The organism is Croceibacterium xixiisoli (genome assembly GCF_009827305.1).
In the GTDB taxonomy this organism is placed as follows: domain Bacteria; phylum Pseudomonadota; class Alphaproteobacteria; order Sphingomonadales; family Sphingomonadaceae; genus Croceibacterium_C; species Croceibacterium_C xixiisoli.
In genome coordinates this window covers 48260-67862 of sequence record NZ_WTYJ01000002.1, presented here as the reverse complement: position 1 = coordinate 67862, position 19603 = coordinate 48260, and the positions used below count along the sequence as shown (strand labels likewise).

17 protein-coding genes are annotated in these 19603 nt (G+C 62.5%); 9 read left to right on the top strand and 8 right to left on the bottom strand.

The features are described from left to right. The 6 genes from GRI97_RS18905 to GRI97_RS09390 form a co-directional block, all read right to left on the bottom strand. Complete coding sequence (locus tag GRI97_RS18905; protein WP_161390948.1) at positions 1–1521, bottom strand: ATP-binding cassette domain-containing protein; 1521 nt, start codon at positions 1519–1521, stop codon at positions 1–3. Further along, positions 1518–2321: an ABC transporter permease gene (locus tag GRI97_RS09410; protein WP_161390947.1), complete on the bottom strand. Its 804-nt coding sequence runs from the start codon at positions 2319–2321 to the stop codon at positions 1518–1520. Before GRI97_RS09410 ends, GRI97_RS18905 begins: the two co-directional genes overlap by 4 nt. Beyond that, positions 2321–3475 (bottom strand): hypothetical protein, encoded by a 1155-nt coding sequence (locus GRI97_RS09405; RefSeq protein ID WP_235917745.1) that lies wholly within the window; start codon positions 3473–3475, stop codon positions 2321–2323. The genes GRI97_RS09410 and GRI97_RS09405 overlap by 1 nt, the downstream gene beginning before the upstream one ends. Continuing rightward, the gene (locus GRI97_RS09400; RefSeq protein ID WP_161390946.1) at positions 3465–4727 is read right to left on the bottom strand and encodes a glycosyltransferase family 4 protein; all 1263 of its coding nucleotides are present in this window, start codon (positions 4725–4727) and stop codon (positions 3465–3467) included. The genes GRI97_RS09405 and GRI97_RS09400 overlap by 11 nt, the downstream gene beginning before the upstream one ends. Continuing rightward, a complete protein-coding gene (locus GRI97_RS09395; RefSeq protein ID WP_161390945.1) occupies positions 4727–5485 on the bottom strand; it encodes an NTP transferase domain-containing protein in 759 nt (252 codons plus the stop codon). Before GRI97_RS09395 ends, GRI97_RS09400 begins: the two co-directional genes overlap by 1 nt. Before the next feature lie 71 nt (positions 5486–5556). Beyond that, the gene (locus GRI97_RS09390; protein WP_161390944.1) at positions 5557–6657 is read right to left on the bottom strand and encodes an inositol-3-phosphate synthase; all 1101 of its coding nucleotides are present in this window, start codon (positions 6655–6657) and stop codon (positions 5557–5559) included. 344 nt (positions 6658–7001) lie between these two features. Between GRI97_RS09390 and GRI97_RS09385 the strand changes: the two genes are divergently transcribed. Beyond that, positions 7002–8129 (top strand): glycosyltransferase family 4 protein, encoded by a 1128-nt coding sequence (locus GRI97_RS09385; RefSeq protein WP_161390943.1) that lies wholly within the window; start codon positions 7002–7004, stop codon positions 8127–8129. Here GRI97_RS09385 and GRI97_RS09380 read toward each other — a convergent pair. Then, positions 8102–9031 (bottom strand): CDP-alcohol phosphatidyltransferase family protein, encoded by a 930-nt coding sequence (locus GRI97_RS09380; RefSeq protein WP_235917743.1) that lies wholly within the window; start codon positions 9029–9031, stop codon positions 8102–8104. The genes GRI97_RS09385 and GRI97_RS09380 overlap by 28 nt on opposite strands. Positions 9032–9211: 180 nt before the next feature. Here GRI97_RS09380 and GRI97_RS18900 point away from each other — a divergent pair, with 180 nt between their 5' ends. Both GRI97_RS18900 and GRI97_RS09370 read left to right on the top strand, forming a co-directional pair. After that, a complete protein-coding gene (locus GRI97_RS18900) occupies positions 9212–10252 on the top strand; it encodes a CDP-alcohol phosphatidyltransferase family protein (RefSeq protein WP_161390942.1) in 1041 nt (346 codons plus the stop codon). A 201-nt stretch (positions 10253–10453) separates the two neighbouring features. Then, complete coding sequence (locus GRI97_RS09370; protein ID WP_161390941.1) at positions 10454–11416, top strand: LLM class flavin-dependent oxidoreductase; 963 nt, start codon at positions 10454–10456, stop codon at positions 11414–11416. Between the two features lie 42 nt (positions 11417–11458). Here the strand turns inward: GRI97_RS09370 and GRI97_RS09365 are convergent, their stop codons facing one another. Then, the gene (locus GRI97_RS09365; RefSeq protein WP_161390940.1) at positions 11459–12655 is read right to left on the bottom strand and encodes an alkaline phosphatase; all 1197 of its coding nucleotides are present in this window, start codon (positions 12653–12655) and stop codon (positions 11459–11461) included. 483 nt (positions 12656–13138) lie between these two features. On the opposite strand from GRI97_RS09365, the gene mce reads away from it, so the two are divergent. The 6 genes from mce (at position 13139) to GRI97_RS09335 (ending at position 19564) form a co-directional block, all read left to right on the top strand. Next, on the top strand, positions 13139–13567 hold the full coding sequence (gene mce / locus GRI97_RS09360; protein ID WP_161390939.1) for a methylmalonyl-CoA epimerase: 429 nt from the start codon (positions 13139–13141) through the stop codon (positions 13565–13567). After that, positions 13560–15782 (top strand): methylmalonyl-CoA mutase, encoded by a 2223-nt coding sequence (gene scpA / locus GRI97_RS09355; RefSeq protein ID WP_161390938.1) that lies wholly within the window; start codon positions 13560–13562, stop codon positions 15780–15782. Before mce ends, scpA begins: the two co-directional genes overlap by 8 nt. Positions 15783–15785: 3 nt before the next feature. Continuing rightward, positions 15786–16577: a heme-dependent oxidative N-demethylase family protein gene (locus GRI97_RS09350; RefSeq protein WP_161390937.1), complete on the top strand. Its 792-nt coding sequence runs from the start codon at positions 15786–15788 to the stop codon at positions 16575–16577. Between the two features lie 41 nt (positions 16578–16618). Further along, the gene (gene bioB, locus GRI97_RS09345; RefSeq protein ID WP_161390936.1) at positions 16619–17632 is read left to right on the top strand and encodes a biotin synthase BioB; all 1014 of its coding nucleotides are present in this window, start codon (positions 16619–16621) and stop codon (positions 17630–17632) included. 253 nt (positions 17633–17885) lie between these two features. Then, positions 17886–19172, top strand: coding sequence for an O-acetylhomoserine aminocarboxypropyltransferase (locus tag GRI97_RS09340; RefSeq protein ID WP_161390935.1), 1287 nt, complete (start codon positions 17886–17888; stop codon positions 19170–19172). Beyond that, complete coding sequence (locus tag GRI97_RS09335) at positions 19172–19564, top strand: lysozyme inhibitor LprI family protein (RefSeq protein WP_161390934.1); 393 nt, start codon at positions 19172–19174, stop codon at positions 19562–19564. Before GRI97_RS09340 ends, GRI97_RS09335 begins: the two co-directional genes overlap by 1 nt. Positions 19565–19603 lie beyond the last annotated feature (39 nt).

The window sequence follows — 19603 nt, the reverse complement described above, 5'->3', positions numbered from 1 at the left end:
TCATGCTTGAGACCGCGATTCCGTTTGAGATCCTGCCATGTCCCGAAGGAAGGACTGGGTGAGCGGCCAATCCGAAAAAGCTCCGGCCGATGCCAAGATAGGCCAAGCATTTTCCATCGTGCGGATTTTGCTCAAGGATATTTGCGTCTCATCCTGTTCGGACTCAGGCAGGGCAATCACGCAAATATCGCGAATCCAGCCCGCTACGCTTTCCTCTTCATCGCCATCCGGAGCGTCCGCTTGCGGCAACGCCCGTGGCCCGTCACTGGGACGGACCGGATTTTGATCCGTTCGCACAATCTTGGGCCACCCAGGATGCGCTGCATCGAAGCGCTGATCCTGAAGCATCGCCGACAACAGTTCGTCACATGTTGCGTTGTTGCGGAGAAGATCGACTATGTCACCGTCATCGGTTCGATCTTCACACCACAGGATACGCGCGAACAGTTCGACGTCGGGCCTGCCCGGCACCTGGCTGCTCGCCGGGCCTGCCACATATCCGCGAAGCGGCCAGCGCTGTGGATCGACAGACTGGCCGGCCATGGTGAAGACCCAAAAATCATGGACATCCTGCACCGGCACTCCAAGCGCGCAGGCAGTTCGATACGATGCTTCCGCGCGCGCGTGCAGCCCGTTCGCCCGGGTAACATGGCCATGCTGACCCCAGCGGGAGCGCTCATAGGGATAAAGCGCCAGGGCCGCTGCATAGCTTTCCTCCGACAGACTCCACTGACCCGCGTCCCGCCGCCAATCACCTTCGCGCGCGAGCATCATGAACCGCTCGTCCTGAAGAGACCTGTGCTGGGAGGTTTCGACGAGCGCGCGGCGGCTCGTCACCGGCCGCTGATCATCGACCGGTTGAGGATCCAGGCCAATCTGGATCCGGAAATCGCCATAAGCGAGTTCGAAGTCGTCATAGAGGGTCAATTTGGCGTTGTGCAGGACGGCCCAACGATCGCAATGCTCGCGTATATACGCGGCATCGTGCGAAATGATGATCATCGCACGATCGGCACGCTTCTGAAAAAGCTCGAAATTGCAACGGGCGTGAAACCGTGCATCGCCAACCGCGCCGACTTCGTCGATCAGGAAACAGTCGAATTCGATGATCATCGAAATAGCAAATGCCAAGCGCGCGCGCATGCCCGACGAATAAGTCCGGACAGGTTCGCGCAAATACGGCCCAAGTTCCGCAAAATCTTCTACAAAAGCCAGGTTCCGTTCAAAATCCTGATTGTAGATTCGGCTGATAAAGCGAATATTATCGATGCCGGTCAATGTCGCCTGGAAAGCCCCGCCAAATGCGAGCGGCCATGACACCGACATATGCCGTTCGATCGTGCCCGACGTTGGCAACTCGGCGCCGCTGATCAGTCTGATCAGCGTCGATTTCCCGGCTCCATTACGCCCCAGGACACCCAGCTTCTCGCCCATTTTCAGGTCGAAGCCGACGCCGTCGAGCACGACCTTGTTGCCATGCCGCGTGTGATAGACTTTGTGGACGTCGCGCAGCGAGATCATTCGGGCACCACATTGCGCGCCACTTTGCGCACTTGCATCAGCGCGAACAGGCTGAGGACAAGGCAGAAGGACAAAAGATAACCCAGATCGTAATGCGCTCTCGCCCTCGATCCGAAATAGCCTTCCCGCACGAATTCGACGCCGTGGACGATAGGAATATACAGAACGATCTCCTGCGCCTGATGGGGCAAGGCATCTACCATGAATCCCGCACCCGACAGCGGGAACAACAGATAGGAAAACGGGTGCCAAAGCTTGTCCACAAGCTCGTTCTCATGCGATAAGGCGCCGATCCAGATTGCCAGTGCGGTCCCGAACCAGGCAATGCTCAACCATCCGCCGACGACCTGCAGCATGTCTTCGGGCGGCTTCAACAAGCCAAGCGTGATAAAAAGGACGGACAATGTGGCGAACGAAATCGTCGCCCCTCCGAATTCCAGCAAGACGCGCGCGAGATAGACGTCGAGCACCTTGATGTTGCGATGGTACATCAGGGCCAGATTGGCCCACAGCGCGCCGATGCAGCGCCCCGGCATGTTCCGCCACAGGAGCACGCTGGAATAGCCCGTCAAAGCGAAGGCGACGATCGGCAGATCGCTGCCGTGCACCGATTTGGTCGCGGTCCACAACGCAGTCACGCCCAGCGTGAACATCATTGGTTCGACGAAGAGCCACAGAAACCCGAGATTATGCCGACCGTAACGCGTCAGCATTTCGCGGATGAGCAGCGCACCAAGCACGCGGCACTGGATGCTCCAACTGCTGGACGCCGCAGGCTGGTCAGGCGCAGTTTCGATCATTAATCGCGATGCTCACGGATTCCGACCATCAACGTCGACAATACGCCCCAGGCAAGCAGGCCCAGAATGAAGGTCGCGACAATCCCGCGCGCGCGGCGCGGTTCCACGGCATAGTCCGGGGCATTCGGTTCGGATATGCGCTCGACATAAGCCCGTTTGCGGCGCGCCTCTCCCTGCGCATCGCGCAAGGAAACAAGTTCCGCCGCCAGTTGCTTTTGCGACAGTTCGGAATCGAGTAGCAGCTGCTGATACTGCACGGCCGCCGCCGAAAGCGAGCGGCTTCCGCCCGCAACCCCCGCCGTCTGCTCGTCGATCTCACCCTGGAGCGACTGGATCTGCGTACGCAAGAAGGGAATTTGCGACGCCTGGGGCGTGTAGGTCTGCATCTGTTGCAACTGCGTCCGCGCCGCGATGAGTTCGTCCTGAAGCTTGGAGATCATTTGCAGCCGGACCTCCGCTTCCTTCTCGGGGTCGATGATGCCTTCACGATTGCGATAGCGCGCAAGGGCCACTGCGGCTTCGCGGGCAACAGCCTTGGCGGCATCCACCTCCCCCTGCGCGACCCGGATCGAGTCGGTCCGCGCACGTTCCGACAGGCGATTGACGAGGGCTTCCGAGTTCTGCAGCAGCCGGCTGTTGATCCGTTGGGCATCTTTGGCACTATAGGCCCGGACCGTCAGCCGGGTGACCTGCGTCGTGGGTTCGTGGACGACCGTGGCCTTGGTCAGAAAATATTGGAAGAGTTGCTCCCTGGTGGAGCCCGATATCCCGCCAAACCGGTCGAACCAGAAAATTTCGGGAGCGCTATAGGCCTTGCGTATCAGCCCGTCGCCATCGGCATCCGCAAGGGCGGCCGGGGACTCCAGATATTCGGTCACCGCGCTGCTCTCTTCACTGGCGCCCGTCAGCCCACCGCCGCTGAGCACAGCGCCCAAGGGTGATATGTTGCTTTTGCTGGGGCTGCGCACGACGAAGCGTGACTCCGACACATAGATGTCGTTGGCCAAAAAGCCGAAATACAGCACCGCAATCAGCGTCGGCACTACGACCGTCGCCAGGAATATCGGGCTCACCAACTTTAACTTCTTGAACACGGTATCTTTCTTGGTTTGCGGCGCTTCGGATGCACGCGCGCTGAATTCGTCACTCGACAAGCGCATTGGAAAGTCCAGTCTCGGGACGCAATGGAGCCCGCCCCCTAAGGTGATTTGCCCGTGATCGCGCATCCTGCTTTGCGAACGAAAGCGGCGGCAACGAAGCGCACCATGCTTCCACTGCTGAAAAATGCTGTTCCCACGTGGGCGCCCGATAGGTCGCCATCGACATCATCTGGCGCGCGCGTTCCGGATGGCTGTCGAACGACCGGATCATGCCAAACCATGCCTCGATATCGAACGGGTCCAGCAAGATCGGAACACCTTGACCCGTTTCCCGGAAGCAAGGAAGGTCGCTCGCGATCACCGGCGTGCCCAGCTTGAACGCTTCCACCAACGGCAATCCGAACCCCTCGGCCAAGGTGGGCATGAGCAGTGCCCTGGCGCCCGCGATCCATTTCCCCAATTCCGCATCAGAGCAGCGATTCAACACGGTCACGTGGCGGCGCAACGCCGCCGATCCTTGCAGCATGGCCCGCACCGGCTCTGAATTCGCGCCCCATTGGCCGATAATGACCAGTTGCGGCGTTCGGTCGCCCAGTTGCCCGATCAAACGAAGCCAGAGTTGGAGCAGCAAGATATGGTTCTTGCGGCTCTCGATCGTTCCGGCACAGACGAAATAGGCAGGCGCGCCCGCGATCGGCGCGGAAGATTTCGGCAGGTCTGCCCCGGCAAGAGACGCCGCAAGAACAGGAGGCTGCCGCAGATTCTCGCGGGCAGAAAACCGCGCCAGTTCCTGCTCCGTCGCCTCGGAATTGACGATGATGCCGGCGGCATTCCGCAGCGCATTGACAACGCGCCCCCGATGCCGCGCCGTCGCCCGTTCCGTGCAATATTGCGCATGCGTGATGGGTATCAGATCATGGATCAGATACAGCGGCCGGACCCGATTGCGCTCGACCCATTGGGTGTGCCGCGCCAGGTCGAAATCAGTGTGACTGACATTGATATAGAAGGCGCCGTCACCATCGATTTGCGAGGCCCCACAGGTTAGTGCACGCGGAGCGAACGCCGCAAGCTTGCGGCGAAATGCGGTGTCGGGCCCCCGCAACATATCGAATAGCTCGTCCGAGTGCGCCGGCGTCAGAATCCGCAACAGCCCGCGAACCTGCACCGCCGCCTGGGCTCGAACGCGAAAATTATCGAGATAGGCATAGCAGACGCGATCAATCCCGGTCGAATACCGACGCGTCCAACTTCGCGAAATCAACCGCGTCGCATCGAACAGATAGGGCCGCTGCAACGCCGCCATCACTTCGCAGCTTCTGCAAGGCGATTCTCGTAGATATCGCCAAGCCAGGATACGACTCCGATCTCGGCCAAGTCGTATGCGCGCGCGTCATCGACATCGATCCACCACGCGTCACCGACATCCATTGTTGCCGCGCGCCCAACGTCAGCGAGCCGCTGCATCCCGTCGGACAGGCTGCCCGGACACCCTGCGGCGATGGCCGCTTCGATTGCAGCAGCGAGTTCGGGCGTGGCCAGAAATGCGCCGCAATCAACGGCGTCGTAAGCGGAGATGCTTTTGCCAATCGACCTGATGCAGCCTTGGTCGCCAGTTTCGACCCATGTGGCATCGTCTGGATCGATCAATGGCCCTGTGATGCGGCGGTCGATGGCGAGGGTGACACCGCGGTCGGGGCGCCCCTGTTGCGCCAAATTGCTCAAGATGGTGGACGAAAAGATGTGATCCGCCATCATCAGCAAGTAATCGCCATCGATTTGCGCCGCGCCCGCGATCACGGAATGACCGTTGGGCTGCGACCAATTTTCGACCCGTTGAGCGACAACCGGAATGTTCACGCTTCGCGAAAGCCGGGGCAGTTCGGCTTCGATCAGATCGGCCTGGTAACCCGTGACAACCACGACGCGACGCACGCCCGCGGCAACCGATTGCCGGATACCAAGTTCCAGCAACGGTATACCGAGGATCGGTGTCAACGGTTTGCAATCGGAAACCGGTCGAAGCCGCGTCCCGAAACCCGCTGCTATGATCAACGCGTCCATGATTTGGCCGCCCGGTGCCGAGAGCGAAGAAACAATGTCGAGATGGTGCCGATAATCAAGGACAGGACCGCTTATTCAGCGGCCTCTGCTCGACCGGCAATATAGACGCCCAGCATCTGCCGAGCGGTGTCATCGCTGAACTGCTCGACTGGGTGCTTGCAATAATAAGCCGAGGGCGCGATCAGCACCCCGCTTTCGCCGCGCTCGAGCGCGACCTTGCAGCAGCGAATTGCATCCACGACGCAAGCGGCCGCATTGGGGCTGTCTTCAACCGACAGACGCAATTCGACGTTCATTGGAACGCCACCCCACTGAGTTCCTTCGATACGCAGGAAGCAAATCTTGTTGTCTTTCTGCCACGGAACATATTCCGAGGGGCCGATCAGGATGTTCTCATCCGCCAAGCGCTGGGCAAGGCTGGACTGCACAGCTTCCGTCTTCGACATCTTCTTGCTCGTCAGGCGCTGACGATCGAGCATGTTCATGAAATCGGTGTTGCCGCCGGTGTTGAGCTGGTAGGTTCGCTCGACCGTTGCGCCACGAACCGAAAACAGATTGGACAGTGCCCGATGCACGATCGTGGCGCCAACCTGAGCCTTAATGTCGTCACCAATGATCGGAAGGCCGCGCTTCTGGAATTTCGCCGCCCAAACCGGATCGCTGGCGATAAACACGGGCATGCAGTTCACGACCGCAACCCCTGCCTCCAACGCGCAGTCCATGTAGAATTCGGCTGCTCGCTGCGAACCGACGGGAAGGAAGTTGATCAATATTTCCGCGCGCGCCTCGATCAGCGCATCGACAATTTGCTGTTTCGTCGCCTCCGGCCCTTCGGCAACCTGAAAACCGCGTTCGCCGGCGGTGGTCATGTGGGGGGCGACACCATCCAAGATGCATCCCTTGATGACTTTCGCACCGGTCGCCGGCACTTCCGAATGAAAAACTGTGGTATTGTTCGGCGCGGCAAAAATCGCGTCGGCGATATCCTTGCCAACCTTGCGCGCGTCGACATCTACACCCAGCACAAATTCCAGATCGCCAGCCCCATAACCACCGATATAGTCATGGATAAGGCCATCAGCCGAGCCCGTCGCGCGATAGTGGAAGACGCCCTGCACCAAAGAACTTGCGCAGTTTCCTACGCCAATAACTGCAACCCGGATTGGCTTCATTGTCATTTTCCTGCTTCGAGCGCAAAAAAGCACCGAAGGATTTTGCCCGGCTCGACATTGGGATCACCGGTCATTAGGTTTACAAATACTGGAACGGTACGACAGGCACAGCGCGACAGTTTCCAGTGGTGAATATGATTAAGTCGACTTTCCCTCGCCCCCGCCAGAAACGCAACCATTCCGCCGGTCAATAATTTGTGCGCCTTAAAGCGATGGCGCGTAAGTATCAATCACCATATTGACCCTGCAGCCCTATCGGTCCCAATTGCAGGGCCTTGTATCGACAAGAACGCCGCAACCCTGCCGTCAAATTGCGGCCCCATCGAACTTGAAGTACCGCGACCATGCCAACCATCTGCATTGATTGCCGGTATATAGGGCCGCGCCCCAGCGGGATTGCAGAGGCCGTACAGGGGCTCGTCGACTTCGTGCCGGGATTGGCCCCCGACCTGAACTTTCTTTTGCTCAAGCACCCGTCGCGATCGGCCCCGCTCACTCGTGCGGAAAATGTCAGGGAAATCGCCGTGCATCAGGCCGCCAACGGACCGGCAACAATGTGGTGGCTGCCGCAGGTGGTCGATCTTTCGGGCGTCGACTTGTTTCACGCCACTTTCAACACCATGCCGGCCAGACTGAAAATGCCGTGCGTAACGACTGTGCACGACATCATGTGGCTGACCAACCCGCGTTGGTGCAACCCGGCACCTTATGGCCGTATCGAACAGGCTTTTTACGCCCATGGCATCGGCAGGGCGTTACGCGAGGCGGCCGCCATTGCTTCGGTCAGCGAAGCCAGCCGCCGTGAAATTGTCGCGCATGCTCCGCAGGCAGCCGATCGAGCTTTCATCACTCGCTCGGGGGTTTCGCCAGACTTCCACCCTGTCGCCCGTGACCCTGGCATACTCCGGACCCTTGGCATGGCACCCGACCGCCGCTTCGTGCTCGTGGTTGGACAATATGCTCCTTACAAAAATCATGACGGGGCGATGCGGGGTTTTGCGGCTGCATTCCGCGAGCGCGACGACATCGACCTCGTTTTTGTGCAACGGATGGGCGCCCACTCGCACCGGTTGAAATATCTGGCTGACCAACTCGGCATCGCCAGCCGCGTCCGCCTGCTTGGGCCGGTCGAGCGCACGGAGATGGTGCAGTTGTATTCGGCGGCGGCGGCCTTGCTCCATCCGTCGTTGTGCGAGGGTTTCGGCAACCCGCTGGCTGAAGCAATGGCGTGTGGATGCCCCGTGGTAACGAGCGATATCTCAGCGATGCCGGAGGTGACTGCCGGGGCGGCGAATCTGGCGCCCCCGCGCGATCCGGCCGCCATGGCTGCCGCCCTGTGCGAGGCGGTTGACGACCCCGCGCGGGCGAGCGCCATGCGTCGAGCCGGTATCGCGCGGGCTGCAGAATTGAGCTGGCGCGCCTTCGCTCAGGCCAATCTCGACATTTATCGCCGGGTGTTGGGGTCGGCGTGACTCAATTCATCGTCAATCCGGTCCTTCGCGCGATCGAAGCGGCGGATCGACCGCACCAGCACGAGATTCAGCACAACCGCCTGATACAGAAAATAATAGGCCGGTGAGCCCGCCGCCATCGACAGCGCCAGAATGATTGTGCGGTGATTGGCGCTCAGCATGGTCATGCCAGACAGCAAAGGAGCCAGTTGCCCACGGACAGAGGCACGTGACCGATCGAGCCGTTCGGGATCCAATCCGGCATCCGCAAGTGCCGAATCGATCGCTGCGACCCCGGGCGCCATTCGGCTCGCCAGCCCGAGATAGGCCGATCGCAGGGCTGCGAAAATGCCGCTGTCAGCCAGGTCGTCCGCGCTCGTCGAGCGAAGCCAGGGAACGCCATAGACCCACCATTGATACTGACGGCGCTGCACCTCGAAATGGTTCGATTGCGCGATGTGGCTGATGCCGGACAGGACCATCAGGAACCAGGCGACCGGGCCGATCTGAGCCTGGAGGAACAGGGCCAGCAATACATAAAGAACCAAATGGCTGGCATAATCGCAAATACCGTCGACCAATTCGCCCACTGGCCCGCTCTGTCCGGTCAACCGGGCCAGATCGCCATCGGCGCCGTCCAGTATATGCCAGGACATATGGAACAGGAGTCCGAGCATTACCGACACCGGCCAAGCGACCTGCGTATAGGCGACCGCTGCCCCGACAACGCAAAGTCCGCCAGCCACCGAAACCATGTTTGGCGTGGCCGGCGTCGATGCCAGCCGAAGGGCCAGCCAGGCAGCGAACGGATGGTAAAGCGCCCGATTTGAAAAAATCTGCAATTCGGCCGGCCGACGCCCCTGTGGCCTGTCCGCCCCCGCGCCTTCAGTCCGGCGTCGCGACATTCCGATCTTCTCCAACATTCGACGCCTTGGCAGTCCTGTGCGCGATCCCTATAGCGCGTTCCAACCCCGGTGCCACAGCCGCCGGTCTCTTCCGTGGATCGATACAGGTTTTTTACGCAAGTGGCGCACATTCACCTCCTTTTCGCCTCGGCGGCTACGGCAAACTACCTTGTTGCGGGTATCCCGGCGGCCGCGCGAGTGATCAGGGAAATCGCCATTGCGGGCGGTTCCGGGGATGGCGCCGACAAATATACTATAGCGGTGCCCGGCGGCTGGTCGCCCAGTGAATGGAGCCGATCCGAACTGGCGCGCCTGGCGCCTATGCTCGACGTCGATATCGCTGATCTAAACGCGATCAGCACCGATAGTCATGCGCTGTTCGTCGACGGCGAATCGCTGATTGGTGCGGACGATATTGGCGAGGCGCTGATTCGCCCTGCCGTGCACGGCAGAACCGGCATGGCGGGGGGCTCTCAAAAAGCCTTGGAAGCGCATGGCATAGCTCGCCTGAAACAGGCCAGCCGATCCATTGTCGCCGCAACGGGCAAGGCGGGGGACGGCATTGTTTCTCGGTATATCAACCGCCCAATTTCGCAGGCGATCAGCCTGCGCCTTCTGCGCATTCCTGGCATTAGTCCGATGCACGCCACCTGCGGGACGGCGGCGCTCGGCCTGGGAATGGCCACTTGTCTTTTCTTTGGTGGCGATGCGGGCCTGATTGCTGGCGCCTTCCTGTTTCAAGCGGCGTCGATTTTCGATGGCGTCGATGGTGAAATCGCGCGGGCGACCTTTCGAACTTCGCGAAGGGGCGCAATGCTCGACAGCCTGATTGATGCGGCGACCAACCTGGCCTTTATTGCCGGTTTGACCTTCAACCTCTGGCATCAGGGCTTCACGCGCGCCGCAGCCTTCGGTGCGATAGGACTGGTCCTTTTGGCCACCGGTCTGTTGCTGATCGGTCGCCGCGCCCGCGCGCTCAATGACTCCTTCACTTTTGACGCGGTCAAGCATCACTTCCGGGGGCGCCAGTCGATTATCATGAAGTGGTTGACGTGGATAACGATGCGCGATTTCTTCGCCGCAGCGGGGGCGGTGCTGATTTTGATCGACTTGGCCCCACACGCGCTGGTTGCTTTCGCCGTCGTCGCCATCGGTTGGTTCTTTGTCACCATTGCGACACTCTTCAGGACGCGAACCCCTAAAAGAATGCATGCTGACAAATCGCCTCTGGTGCGATAGGTCGCTCTTGAACGATCAACCGGTTTCCGGTTGCTCGACGAGGAGGGCGTCCTTTGCCGAGATGCGCCCGTTCTCCCACTTATAACAGGGGCGTCCCCGGGTTCGCTGGCATGACGGTGGGAGGTTCGCTGATGATGGGATGGCGTAGCCCAATCGTCGCACCGATTGACACCCCCCGGCACCGCCCACACTCTGCCGCCCATGCGCATTGATCTCTATGGCTGGACCCGCGATGCGACCCGGGGGGACCACCGCGATTTCCTGGCCCTGTTCGAAGAGGCGGATCGGCTCGGTTTCGATGGGGTGTGGTTCAACGAATTCCATTTTCAGGATCCGCCGCAGCCCTACCCTTCCACCCTGCTGCTGGCGGCGGCACTGTTTGCGCGGACGGAACGGATCCGCATCGGCACCTCCATCCTGGTCCTGCCACTGCATGGTCCGCTGCTGCTGGCGGAAATGATCGCCCAGCTCGACCACCAGAGCGGGGGGCGGCTGGATATCGGCATCGGCCGCGGCACCGATCCGCAGACTTTCACCATTCTGGGCATCGATCATGCGCAGGCGCGCGAACGGTTCGAGGCGGCGTTCGACACCATGCTCCGCGTCTGGTCGCAGCCGCTTTCCCCCGAACATCGCGCCAGCGCCCCGCCGCTGCAGCAGCCGCACCCGCCGTTGTACCAGGCCGGCACCACGCCCGAGACGCTGGGCTTTGCCGCACGGCGCGGATTGCCGCTGCTGCTGAGCTTGGAACCGCCGGAAGGGCGACAACTCGCTACCTATGCGCAGGCGCTGGCGGAAACCGGCGCAGCCGGCACTCTCGCTCGATCATCGCTGTGCCGCTATCTGTGCATGGGCCGCAACACAGCGGGGGCGGAGGCGGCGGTCGATGAACTGCTGTCCCGCCGCCAGACCGCGCGCGACGCCAGCGCCAAGGCGCGCGGCGTAGAGCCAGCGCCGTTCGATCGAAACACAATCTTGTCCGAACAAGTGATCTGGGGCGATCCCGAACAATGCATCGCCCAGATCGCAGCTCTGCGGCAGACACGCGGCACGGGTGCGTTGCGGCTGGTGTTCAACGGCAATGGCGTGATCGACAATGCCAGCGCGCTCGCCAGCATGCGGCTGTTTGCAGAGACGGTGTTGCCGGCAGTGCGGGATGTGTGACTGAATGGCGGGACCGGCCATCTGCCGGCCCCGCCCCATGTTCTATTCAGCGGCGTCGCGATCCCAGCCGTAGGCCTGCATCATCACATCAAACAGATGGGTGTTGGGGAAATAGCCGCGCACGCGGTCTGCGCCGGCGCCGATGGCCAGGGCGGCCACTTCTTCCCCGGTATGCGTGCGGTTGATCATGACGTTTTCCAGCCGGACGACATCATCCTTGCTGCCGCTGGCTTTCCACGCGTCATAGCCCGCCAGCAGTTCGCCCCCGCGCGCGCCGCCATCGACCTGCAGGCCGAAGGAATGGTCGGCAGTGAACAGCAGCAGCGTGTCGGTCAGATCGACGCGGCCTTGCACCTCTGCAATCAGCCGGTCGAAATCGACCACATTCTGCAGGCCCTTGCGCACGTCATCGGTATGGGCATCCCATTCGACGACCAGGAAATAGCCTTCGGGCGCCTGCTGCAACAGATCGAGCGCCTTCAGCGTGGCAGCGTGGACATCCATCCGGTCCCCCACCACGACAGGGCGGGTGTTGGTGGCGGGCACGGCGGCCAGATCGGCATAGATCGGGCGGTTGTGGGCCTGGCTCAGCTGATCGAAGCCGGTGCCGGCAGCCGTCAGCTGTTCGCCGATCTTCGCACGACCGGCGCCGAACAGGATATCCACCCCGTCCCCGAAACGCGGTGTGAAGGCCTGCGGGAAAATCTCCCCCCATTTGCCGCGATCGTTGGAATGGGCATAGATCGCGGCCGGGGTGGCATCGGCGATCGACTGGGTGGTGATGACCGCTGTCATCAACCCATGTTCCTCGGCATATTCGAGCACGCTCTTCGTCGGTGCACCGTCACGCTGGCCGCGCACCGCATCGGCGTTCTGGCTGATCACGCCGTTGCGGGTCTTCACCCCGGTAACGATCGAGGACATGCCATTGGCGGAATCGGACACGAATTTGTCGACCGGCGATGTTTCGCTCAATCCCAGATGCGGCCATTGCTGGATATGCAGCTTCAGTGGTTCGCCATAGCCGAGCAGGCTGGCGGCGTTGATGGTGGAAACACCGGCCGCATCGGCCAGGAACAGGATGACATTGCGCGCGCGGGCCGGCGTTGCCGCGGGCGCAGGCTGGGTCGCGGCGACGGGTGCCGAAACAGGGTCAGCGCTGTTCTGGGCGTGGGTGGGCACGATCAGTGCGGCTGTCAGCAGCAGCGATGCCGCCAATTGGTTCAATGTCCTGGTCATCGGTTTGCGATCCCTCTTGCTATGGTACCCGGATCCAACCACTCCCAGCCGGCACGACGGGCGCAACTGAACGGGGCCGATGTCGCCATCGTCCCTTCAACTGCCCGGGCGTGCTGCTGATTTTTGCCGATCCCGCATCCGGGCCCGACAGCGATAGTGATCCGGTCGAGCGGCGGTTAGGCAGCGATTGTTGCAGCCGTGTGGCGCGACCGGCCATCCATCAGCCTGTCATCTTTGACGACCATGAACCCGGAGCATCATGCACGGGGGATTTCAATGATATCACTGCGTATCGCGACGTATGCGACCTTCCTGGCCGTCGCCACCGCCAGCGCTCTGCTGATTCCCGACACCGCCGTTTCGCAATCTGCCCCTTCTGCCATCAGCCGGGACGAAGTGAAGAGGTAAGGCGAGCAGTGCCCGGCCATTCCCTTTCCGACTTCGCGCGCGTAGCATCTGCGTCAAACAAGACGGAGAGCAGCGATGGAACTGGGCCGGCTCAACCATATCGGCGTGGCAACGCCATCGATCGCGGAGAGCGTAACCTTTTGGCGCGAGGTTATGGGCGCAACGCATGTGCATGAGGCGTTCGACATGCCTGAACAGGGCGTGCGGGTGTGCTTCGTCGATACGCCAAACAGCCAGATCGAGCTGATCGAACCGCTGGATGATACCTCTCCGCTGACCGGTTTCCTGGCGAAGAACCCGGCGGGCGGGCAGCATCATGTGTGTTTCGAGGTGCCCGACATCAATGCCGCGCGATCCGCATTCGAGGCGCTGGACAAGCTGCCGCTGGGCCCGACCCGGATCGGCGCGCATGGCACGCCGATCTTCTTCCTCCACCCGCGCGACATGGGCGGGGTGCTGACCGAGATCATGGAAAGCCCGAAGGATGGCGCTGCGCATGGCTGACCGTTCCGACTGGCAGGCGAAGGCCGACAAGGAATTGCAGGGGCGCGATGCGACCTGGCACACGCCCGAAGGCATCGCCATCCAGCCGCTCTATACCGCCGAGGATCTGCCGGCCGAGAATCAGGGCCTGCCCGGCTTCGCCCCGTTCACGCGCGGGCCCTATGCCAGCATGTACACCGGCCGGCCCTGGACCATCCGCCAATATGCGGGGTTTTCGACCGCGGAGGAAAGCAACGCCTTCTACCGCCGTAATCTGGCCGCCGGGCAGAAAGGCCTGTCGGTCGCCTTCGATCTGGCCACCCATCGCGGATATGATTCCGATCATCCGCGCGTGGTGGGCGATGTCGGCAAGGCCGGCGTGGCGATCGATACGGTGGAGGATATGGCGATCCTGTTCGGCGGTATTCCGCTGGACCAGATGTCCGTATCGATGACCATGAACGGCGCGGTGATCCCGGTGATGGCGTTCTATATCGCTGCCGCCGAACGGCAGGGCGTGCCGCCCGAACAGCTGAGCGGGACCATTCAGAACGATATTCTGAAGGAGTTCATGGTCCGCAACACCTATATCTATCCGCCCGCCCCCAGCATGCGGATCGTGGCGGATATCATCGCCTATTGCTCGGCGCGGATGCCACGCTTCAATTCCATCTCCATCTCCGGCTATCACATGCATGAGGCCGGGGCGACGGCGGTGCAGGAACTGGCCTTCACCATTGCTGACGGGAAGGAATATGTCCGCCGCGCGACACAGGCCGGGCTGGACGTCGACAGCTTCGCCCCGCGCCTGTCGTTCTTCTTCGGCATCGGGATGAATTTCTTCATGGAAGTGGCCAAGCTGCGCGCCGCACGCCGGCTGTGGCATGATGCCATGACCGGGCTCGGCGCCCGCAGCGAACGCAGCAAGGTGCTGCGCACCCATTGCCAGACCAGCGGGGTCAGCCTGCAGGAACAGGACCCATACAACAATGTGATCCGCACCACGGTGGAGGCGCTGGCCGCCGTGCTGGGCGGCACGCAGAGCCTGCACACCAATGCGCTGGATGAGGCGCTGGCCCTGCCGACCGATTTTTCCGCCCGCATCGCCCGCAACACCCAGCTGGTGCTGGCCGAGGAAACCGGCATCACCCGCGTGATCGATCCGCTGGGCGGCAGCTATTATGTCGAGGCGCTGACCGCCGAGCTGGTGGAGGCAGCGCAGGCGCTGATCGATGAAACCGATGCGCTGGGCGGAATGACCGCCGCCGTAGCCAGCGGCATGCCCAAGCAGCGGATCGAACAGGCCGCCGCCGCCCGCCAGGCACGGGTCGACCGGGGGGAAGATGCGATCATCGGCGTCAACCGCTATCGACTGGAAGGCGAAGCGCCGATCGATACGCTGGAGGTGGACAACCACCAGGTACGCGAAGCGCAGATCGCCCGCCTGACCCGCGTGCGGGCCAAACGGGATGAGGCCGCGTGCCAGGCGGCCTTGCGGGCCCTGACGGATGCGGCCGGGCGGGCGGTGGCCCCGGTGGCACCCACGCCCGCTCAGCCTGAGCCTGTCGGAAGCGAAGCTGGGCCGCAGACCCTACGCCACGCGCCAACGGATCCCGACCTCACCGAAAACCTGCTCGCTCTCGCCGTCGAATGCGCACGAGCCAATGCCACGCTGGGCGAAATTTCCGCCGCCATGGAACAGGCGTTCGGGCGTTATGAAACCCTGCCCGCGCCCGTATCCGGCGTCTATGCCGCCGCCTATGAAGGCGATCCGCGCTTTGCCCAGGTGGTGGAGGGGGTGGAGGCCGTCACCCGCCGGCTGGGGCGCAAACCGCGCGTGCTGATCGCCAAGATGGGGCAGGATGGGCATGATCGCGGCGCGAATGTGATCGCCAGCGGTTTTGCCGACATGGGCTTTGCCGTGATCTCAGGCCCACTGTTCCAGACGCCGGGGGAAACCGCACGGCTGGCATTGGCTGAGGATGTCGATGCGATCGGTGCCAGCTCGCTCGCGGCCGGGCACAAGACGCTGATCCCCGAACTGATCCGCATGCTGCGCGACCAGGGCCGCGCGGATATCAAGGTGGTGGCCGGTGGCGTGATCCCGCCGCAGGATTACGAGTTCCTGCGCGCGGCCGGGGTCCAGGGCATCTATGGCCCCGGCTCCAATGTGCTGGAATGTGCGGCCGATCTGTTGCGGCTGCTGGGGCACAATATGCCGCCGGCGGACGGCTGACGCATGTCGCTCGGCTTTTCGGTCGAGGAATTGCTGCCCCGCGCGCGGGCTGGCGGGGTGTTGAAGATGGGGCTGAGCGCGCTGGGCGAGGCCGAATGGCTGCACCCCGCGCCCGATCTGCCGCTGCGGGCGGCCGCGTTCGATGCCTATCCCGACAGTGTGCAATTGTTGCCCGAAGCAGACGAGCCAGCAGACGAACTAGCCGGGATGCTCGGCGTGGCGGGCGGGCTGGAAGGGGCGGCGCGATCGGCGTGGGAGGATATGTGCCTGCTGCTGCCGCAGGCCGATAGCGGCACTTATCGGCTGGTCGGGGCGGCGGTGGCCTTTCCCACCGACTGGCATCCGCGCGACAAGATCGGCCTGCCCCTGGCCGCGATCCATGCCCCCATCCATGGCTATGCCGCGCAGCTGGCGCGTGGGGTCGATCATTTCATGGCAACGCTGCAACCGGGGCGGATTTTTGGCCGCTGCAACTGGTTCGTCAGCCCAGCCCCAGCACTGCGCTGGATCGCCGATGCCCCGCCCGAACGCGCCTTCGCCCACGTGACACCCGCCAATGCCGGGAAGACCCTGTTCATCCGCAGCGAGCGACAGACGCTGCGCCGTCTGCCGCAAACTGGCGCGATCCTGTTCACCATCGGGGTCTATGTTGCCCCGCTCGGCACGCTTTCCACCGCCAGCCATGCGCGGCTGATGCAAGCGCTGGAAACGCTGCCGGCGGATGAATTGGGCCGGCGCGGGGCGGCGCACTATGCGGGCGCGCTGGCGGGATTTTGCCGCAACCGCGCGGACTGAGCCCTTTGCCACGCCGGAAGGGCGCGCTATCGATGCTGCATATGACCGAAATCCGCACCGACTGGACCCGCGATGACATCGCGGAAATCTTCGCCCTTCCCTTCACCGAATTGCTGTTCCGGGCCGCCAGCGTGCATCGCGCGCATCACCAGCCCGATGAGGTGCAGCTGTGCACGCTGCTGTCGATCAAGACCGGCGGATGCCAGGAAGATTGCGGCTATTGTTCGCAGAGCGTGAAGGCCGACAGCGGAGTCAAGGCCAGCAAGCTGATGGATGTGCAGGAAGTGCTGCAGCGCGCGGCGCAGGCCAAGGATGTTGGCAGCCAGCGGTTCTGCATGGGCGCGGCCTGGCGCAATCCGAAGGACCGGGATATGCCCGCGATCATCAGCATCGTGAAGGGCGTGCGCGACATGGGGCTGGAAAGCTGCATGACGCTGGGCATGCTGACGCCGCAGCAGGCGGCGATGCTGGCCGATGCCGGGCTGGATTACTACAACCACAATATCGACAGCAGCCCGGAATATTACGAGCGGGTGATTTCCACCCGCTGCATGTCCGACCGGCTGGATACGCTGGATCATGTGCGCAATGCCGGGATCAATGTGTGTTCGGGCGGGATCGTGGGCATGGGCGAAACGCGGGAGGATCGCGTCGGCTTCATCCACACGCTGGCCACCCTGCCCCGCCATCCCGAAAGCGTGCCGGTAAATGCGCTGGTGCCGGTCAAGGGTACGGTGCTGGGCGATATGCTGGCCGATACGCCGATGGCAAAGATCGACGATATCGAATTCGTGCGCACCGTGGCCACCGCCCGCATCTGCATGCCGCTGAGCATGGTGCGCCTGTCCGCCGGGCGCGAAAGCATGAGCGATGCGACCCAGGCGCTGTGCTTCCTGGCCGGGGCCAACAGCATCTTCACCGGGGACCGACTGCTGACCGCGCCCAATGCCGGCGACGATCAGGATGCCGCGCTGTTCGCGCGCTTGGGGCTGAAGCCGCTGACGGGCGAAGAACCCGCGCGGGCCTGCGGCGCACTGCAGGAAGCGGCTGAGTAAGCTACACTAGTTGTCCACCATTTTCCCGCCTCCGTCCGCCCTGAGCCCGTCGAAGGGCAGCCACAACACGCGCGTACGGAGATGTCGGGAGCGGGCTTCGAAAGGCTCAGCCCGAGCGGATGGGGTCGAAGGGGCGAACTTTTCCAGCTCGTGAAATTGCGGAACCCCGCCCTTCCCCGACCATTGTCGGAACTGGAAGTCTGGCCGCAATCGGGTAGCATGAGGCGATACCAACGGGTTTGGAGAGGCCTGCATGAGTTCTGACGATATCCGCAAACCGGAAACGCTGGCGATCCACGCGGGCACCGCGCCCGATCCCACCACCAAGGCGCGGATCACGCCGATCTATCAAACGGCCAGCTATGTGTTCGACGATGTCGATCATGCCGCGCGGCTGTTCGGGTTGCAGGAATTCGGCAATATCTACACCCGCATCATGAACCCCACCAATGCGGCGCTGGAAGGCAAGATCGCCGCGCTGGAAGGGGGCGCGGCGGGGCTGGCGGTGGCTTCGGGCCATGCGGCGCAGTTCCTGACGTTTCACACGCTGATGGAACCGGGCTGCGAGATCGTGGCGGCGAAGAAGCTCTATGGCGGATCGCTGAATCAACTGGGCCAGAGTTTCCGCAAGATGGCCTGGCACACGCAGTTCGTTGATGCCGACAGCGCCGACAATGTCGCGCGCGCTATCACCGACAAGACCCGTGCGGTGTTTATAGAGAGCCTGGCGAACCCCGGCGGCGTGGTGCAGGATATCGAAGCCATTGCGAAGGTCGCGCATGATGCCGGCGTGCCGCTGGTGGTGGACAACACGCTGGCCACGCCATTGCTGTGCCGCCCGATCGACCATGGCGCCGATATCGTGGTCCATTCGGCAACCAAGTTCCTGAACGGCCATGGCAATTCCGTGGGCGGGCTGATCGTCGATGCCGGCCGTTTCGACTGGGCGGCGCAGGGCAAATTCCCGACCATGACCGAGCCCAATGCTTCCTATCACGGCGCTGTGTTTACCGAGGCGGTCGGGCCGATCGCCTTCATCATCGCCGCGCGCGTGCTGGGGCTGCGTGACCTGGGCCCGGCGCTGGCGCCGATGAACGCCTTCCTGGCGCTGACCGGCATGGAGACGCTGGCGCTGCGGATGGAACGGCATTGCGACAATGCGCTGGCGCTGGCGCAATGGCTGGAACGCCACCCCAAGGTTGATTGGGTGTCCTATGCCGGATTGCCGGGCAACCCCTATCACGCGCTGGCGCAACGCTATCTGGGTGGGCGCGGCGGCGGGGTGTTCACCTTCGGACTGAAGGGCGGATATGAGGCCGGGGTGAAGCTGGTCTCCTCCGTCAAGCTGTTCAGCCATCTGGCCAATATCGGCGACACGCGATCGCTGATCATCCACCCGGCATCGACCACCCACAGCCAGCTGGAGGATGAGGAGCTGATCCAGGCCGGTGCCGGCCCTGACGTGATGCGGGTATCGGTGGGGATCGAACATATTGACGACATCATTGGCGATATCGCCCAAGCGCTGGAGCAGATCTGATGACTATCCTGACAAGCAGCCTGTTGATGATTGCCGCAGCGGGATCCCCCTCTGCGGCCTGTGCCGATCCCACCACCCAGGCGGACATGAACCGCTGCGCCGGGCTGGATTACGAGGCGGCGGATGCCGAGCTCAACCGGCAGTGGCGGATTACCAATGATTACATGAAGGCAGCCGATGCCAGCAGCCGGGGCATGCGCGGCCGGACCTATGCGGCGGTACTGCTGGATGCGCAGCGGGCTTGGCTGAAATATCGCGATACCCATTGCGTCAGTGCCGGATATCAGGCGCGTGGCGGATCGATGCAGCCGATGCTGGTTTCGATGTGCCGCACAAGGCTGACGCAGGAGCGGATCGAGCAGCTGAAGCAGTTGACGCGCGAAGGCGGATAACACCGATTATGCGCGCCCTGCCTGCGCCTGACCACGCCC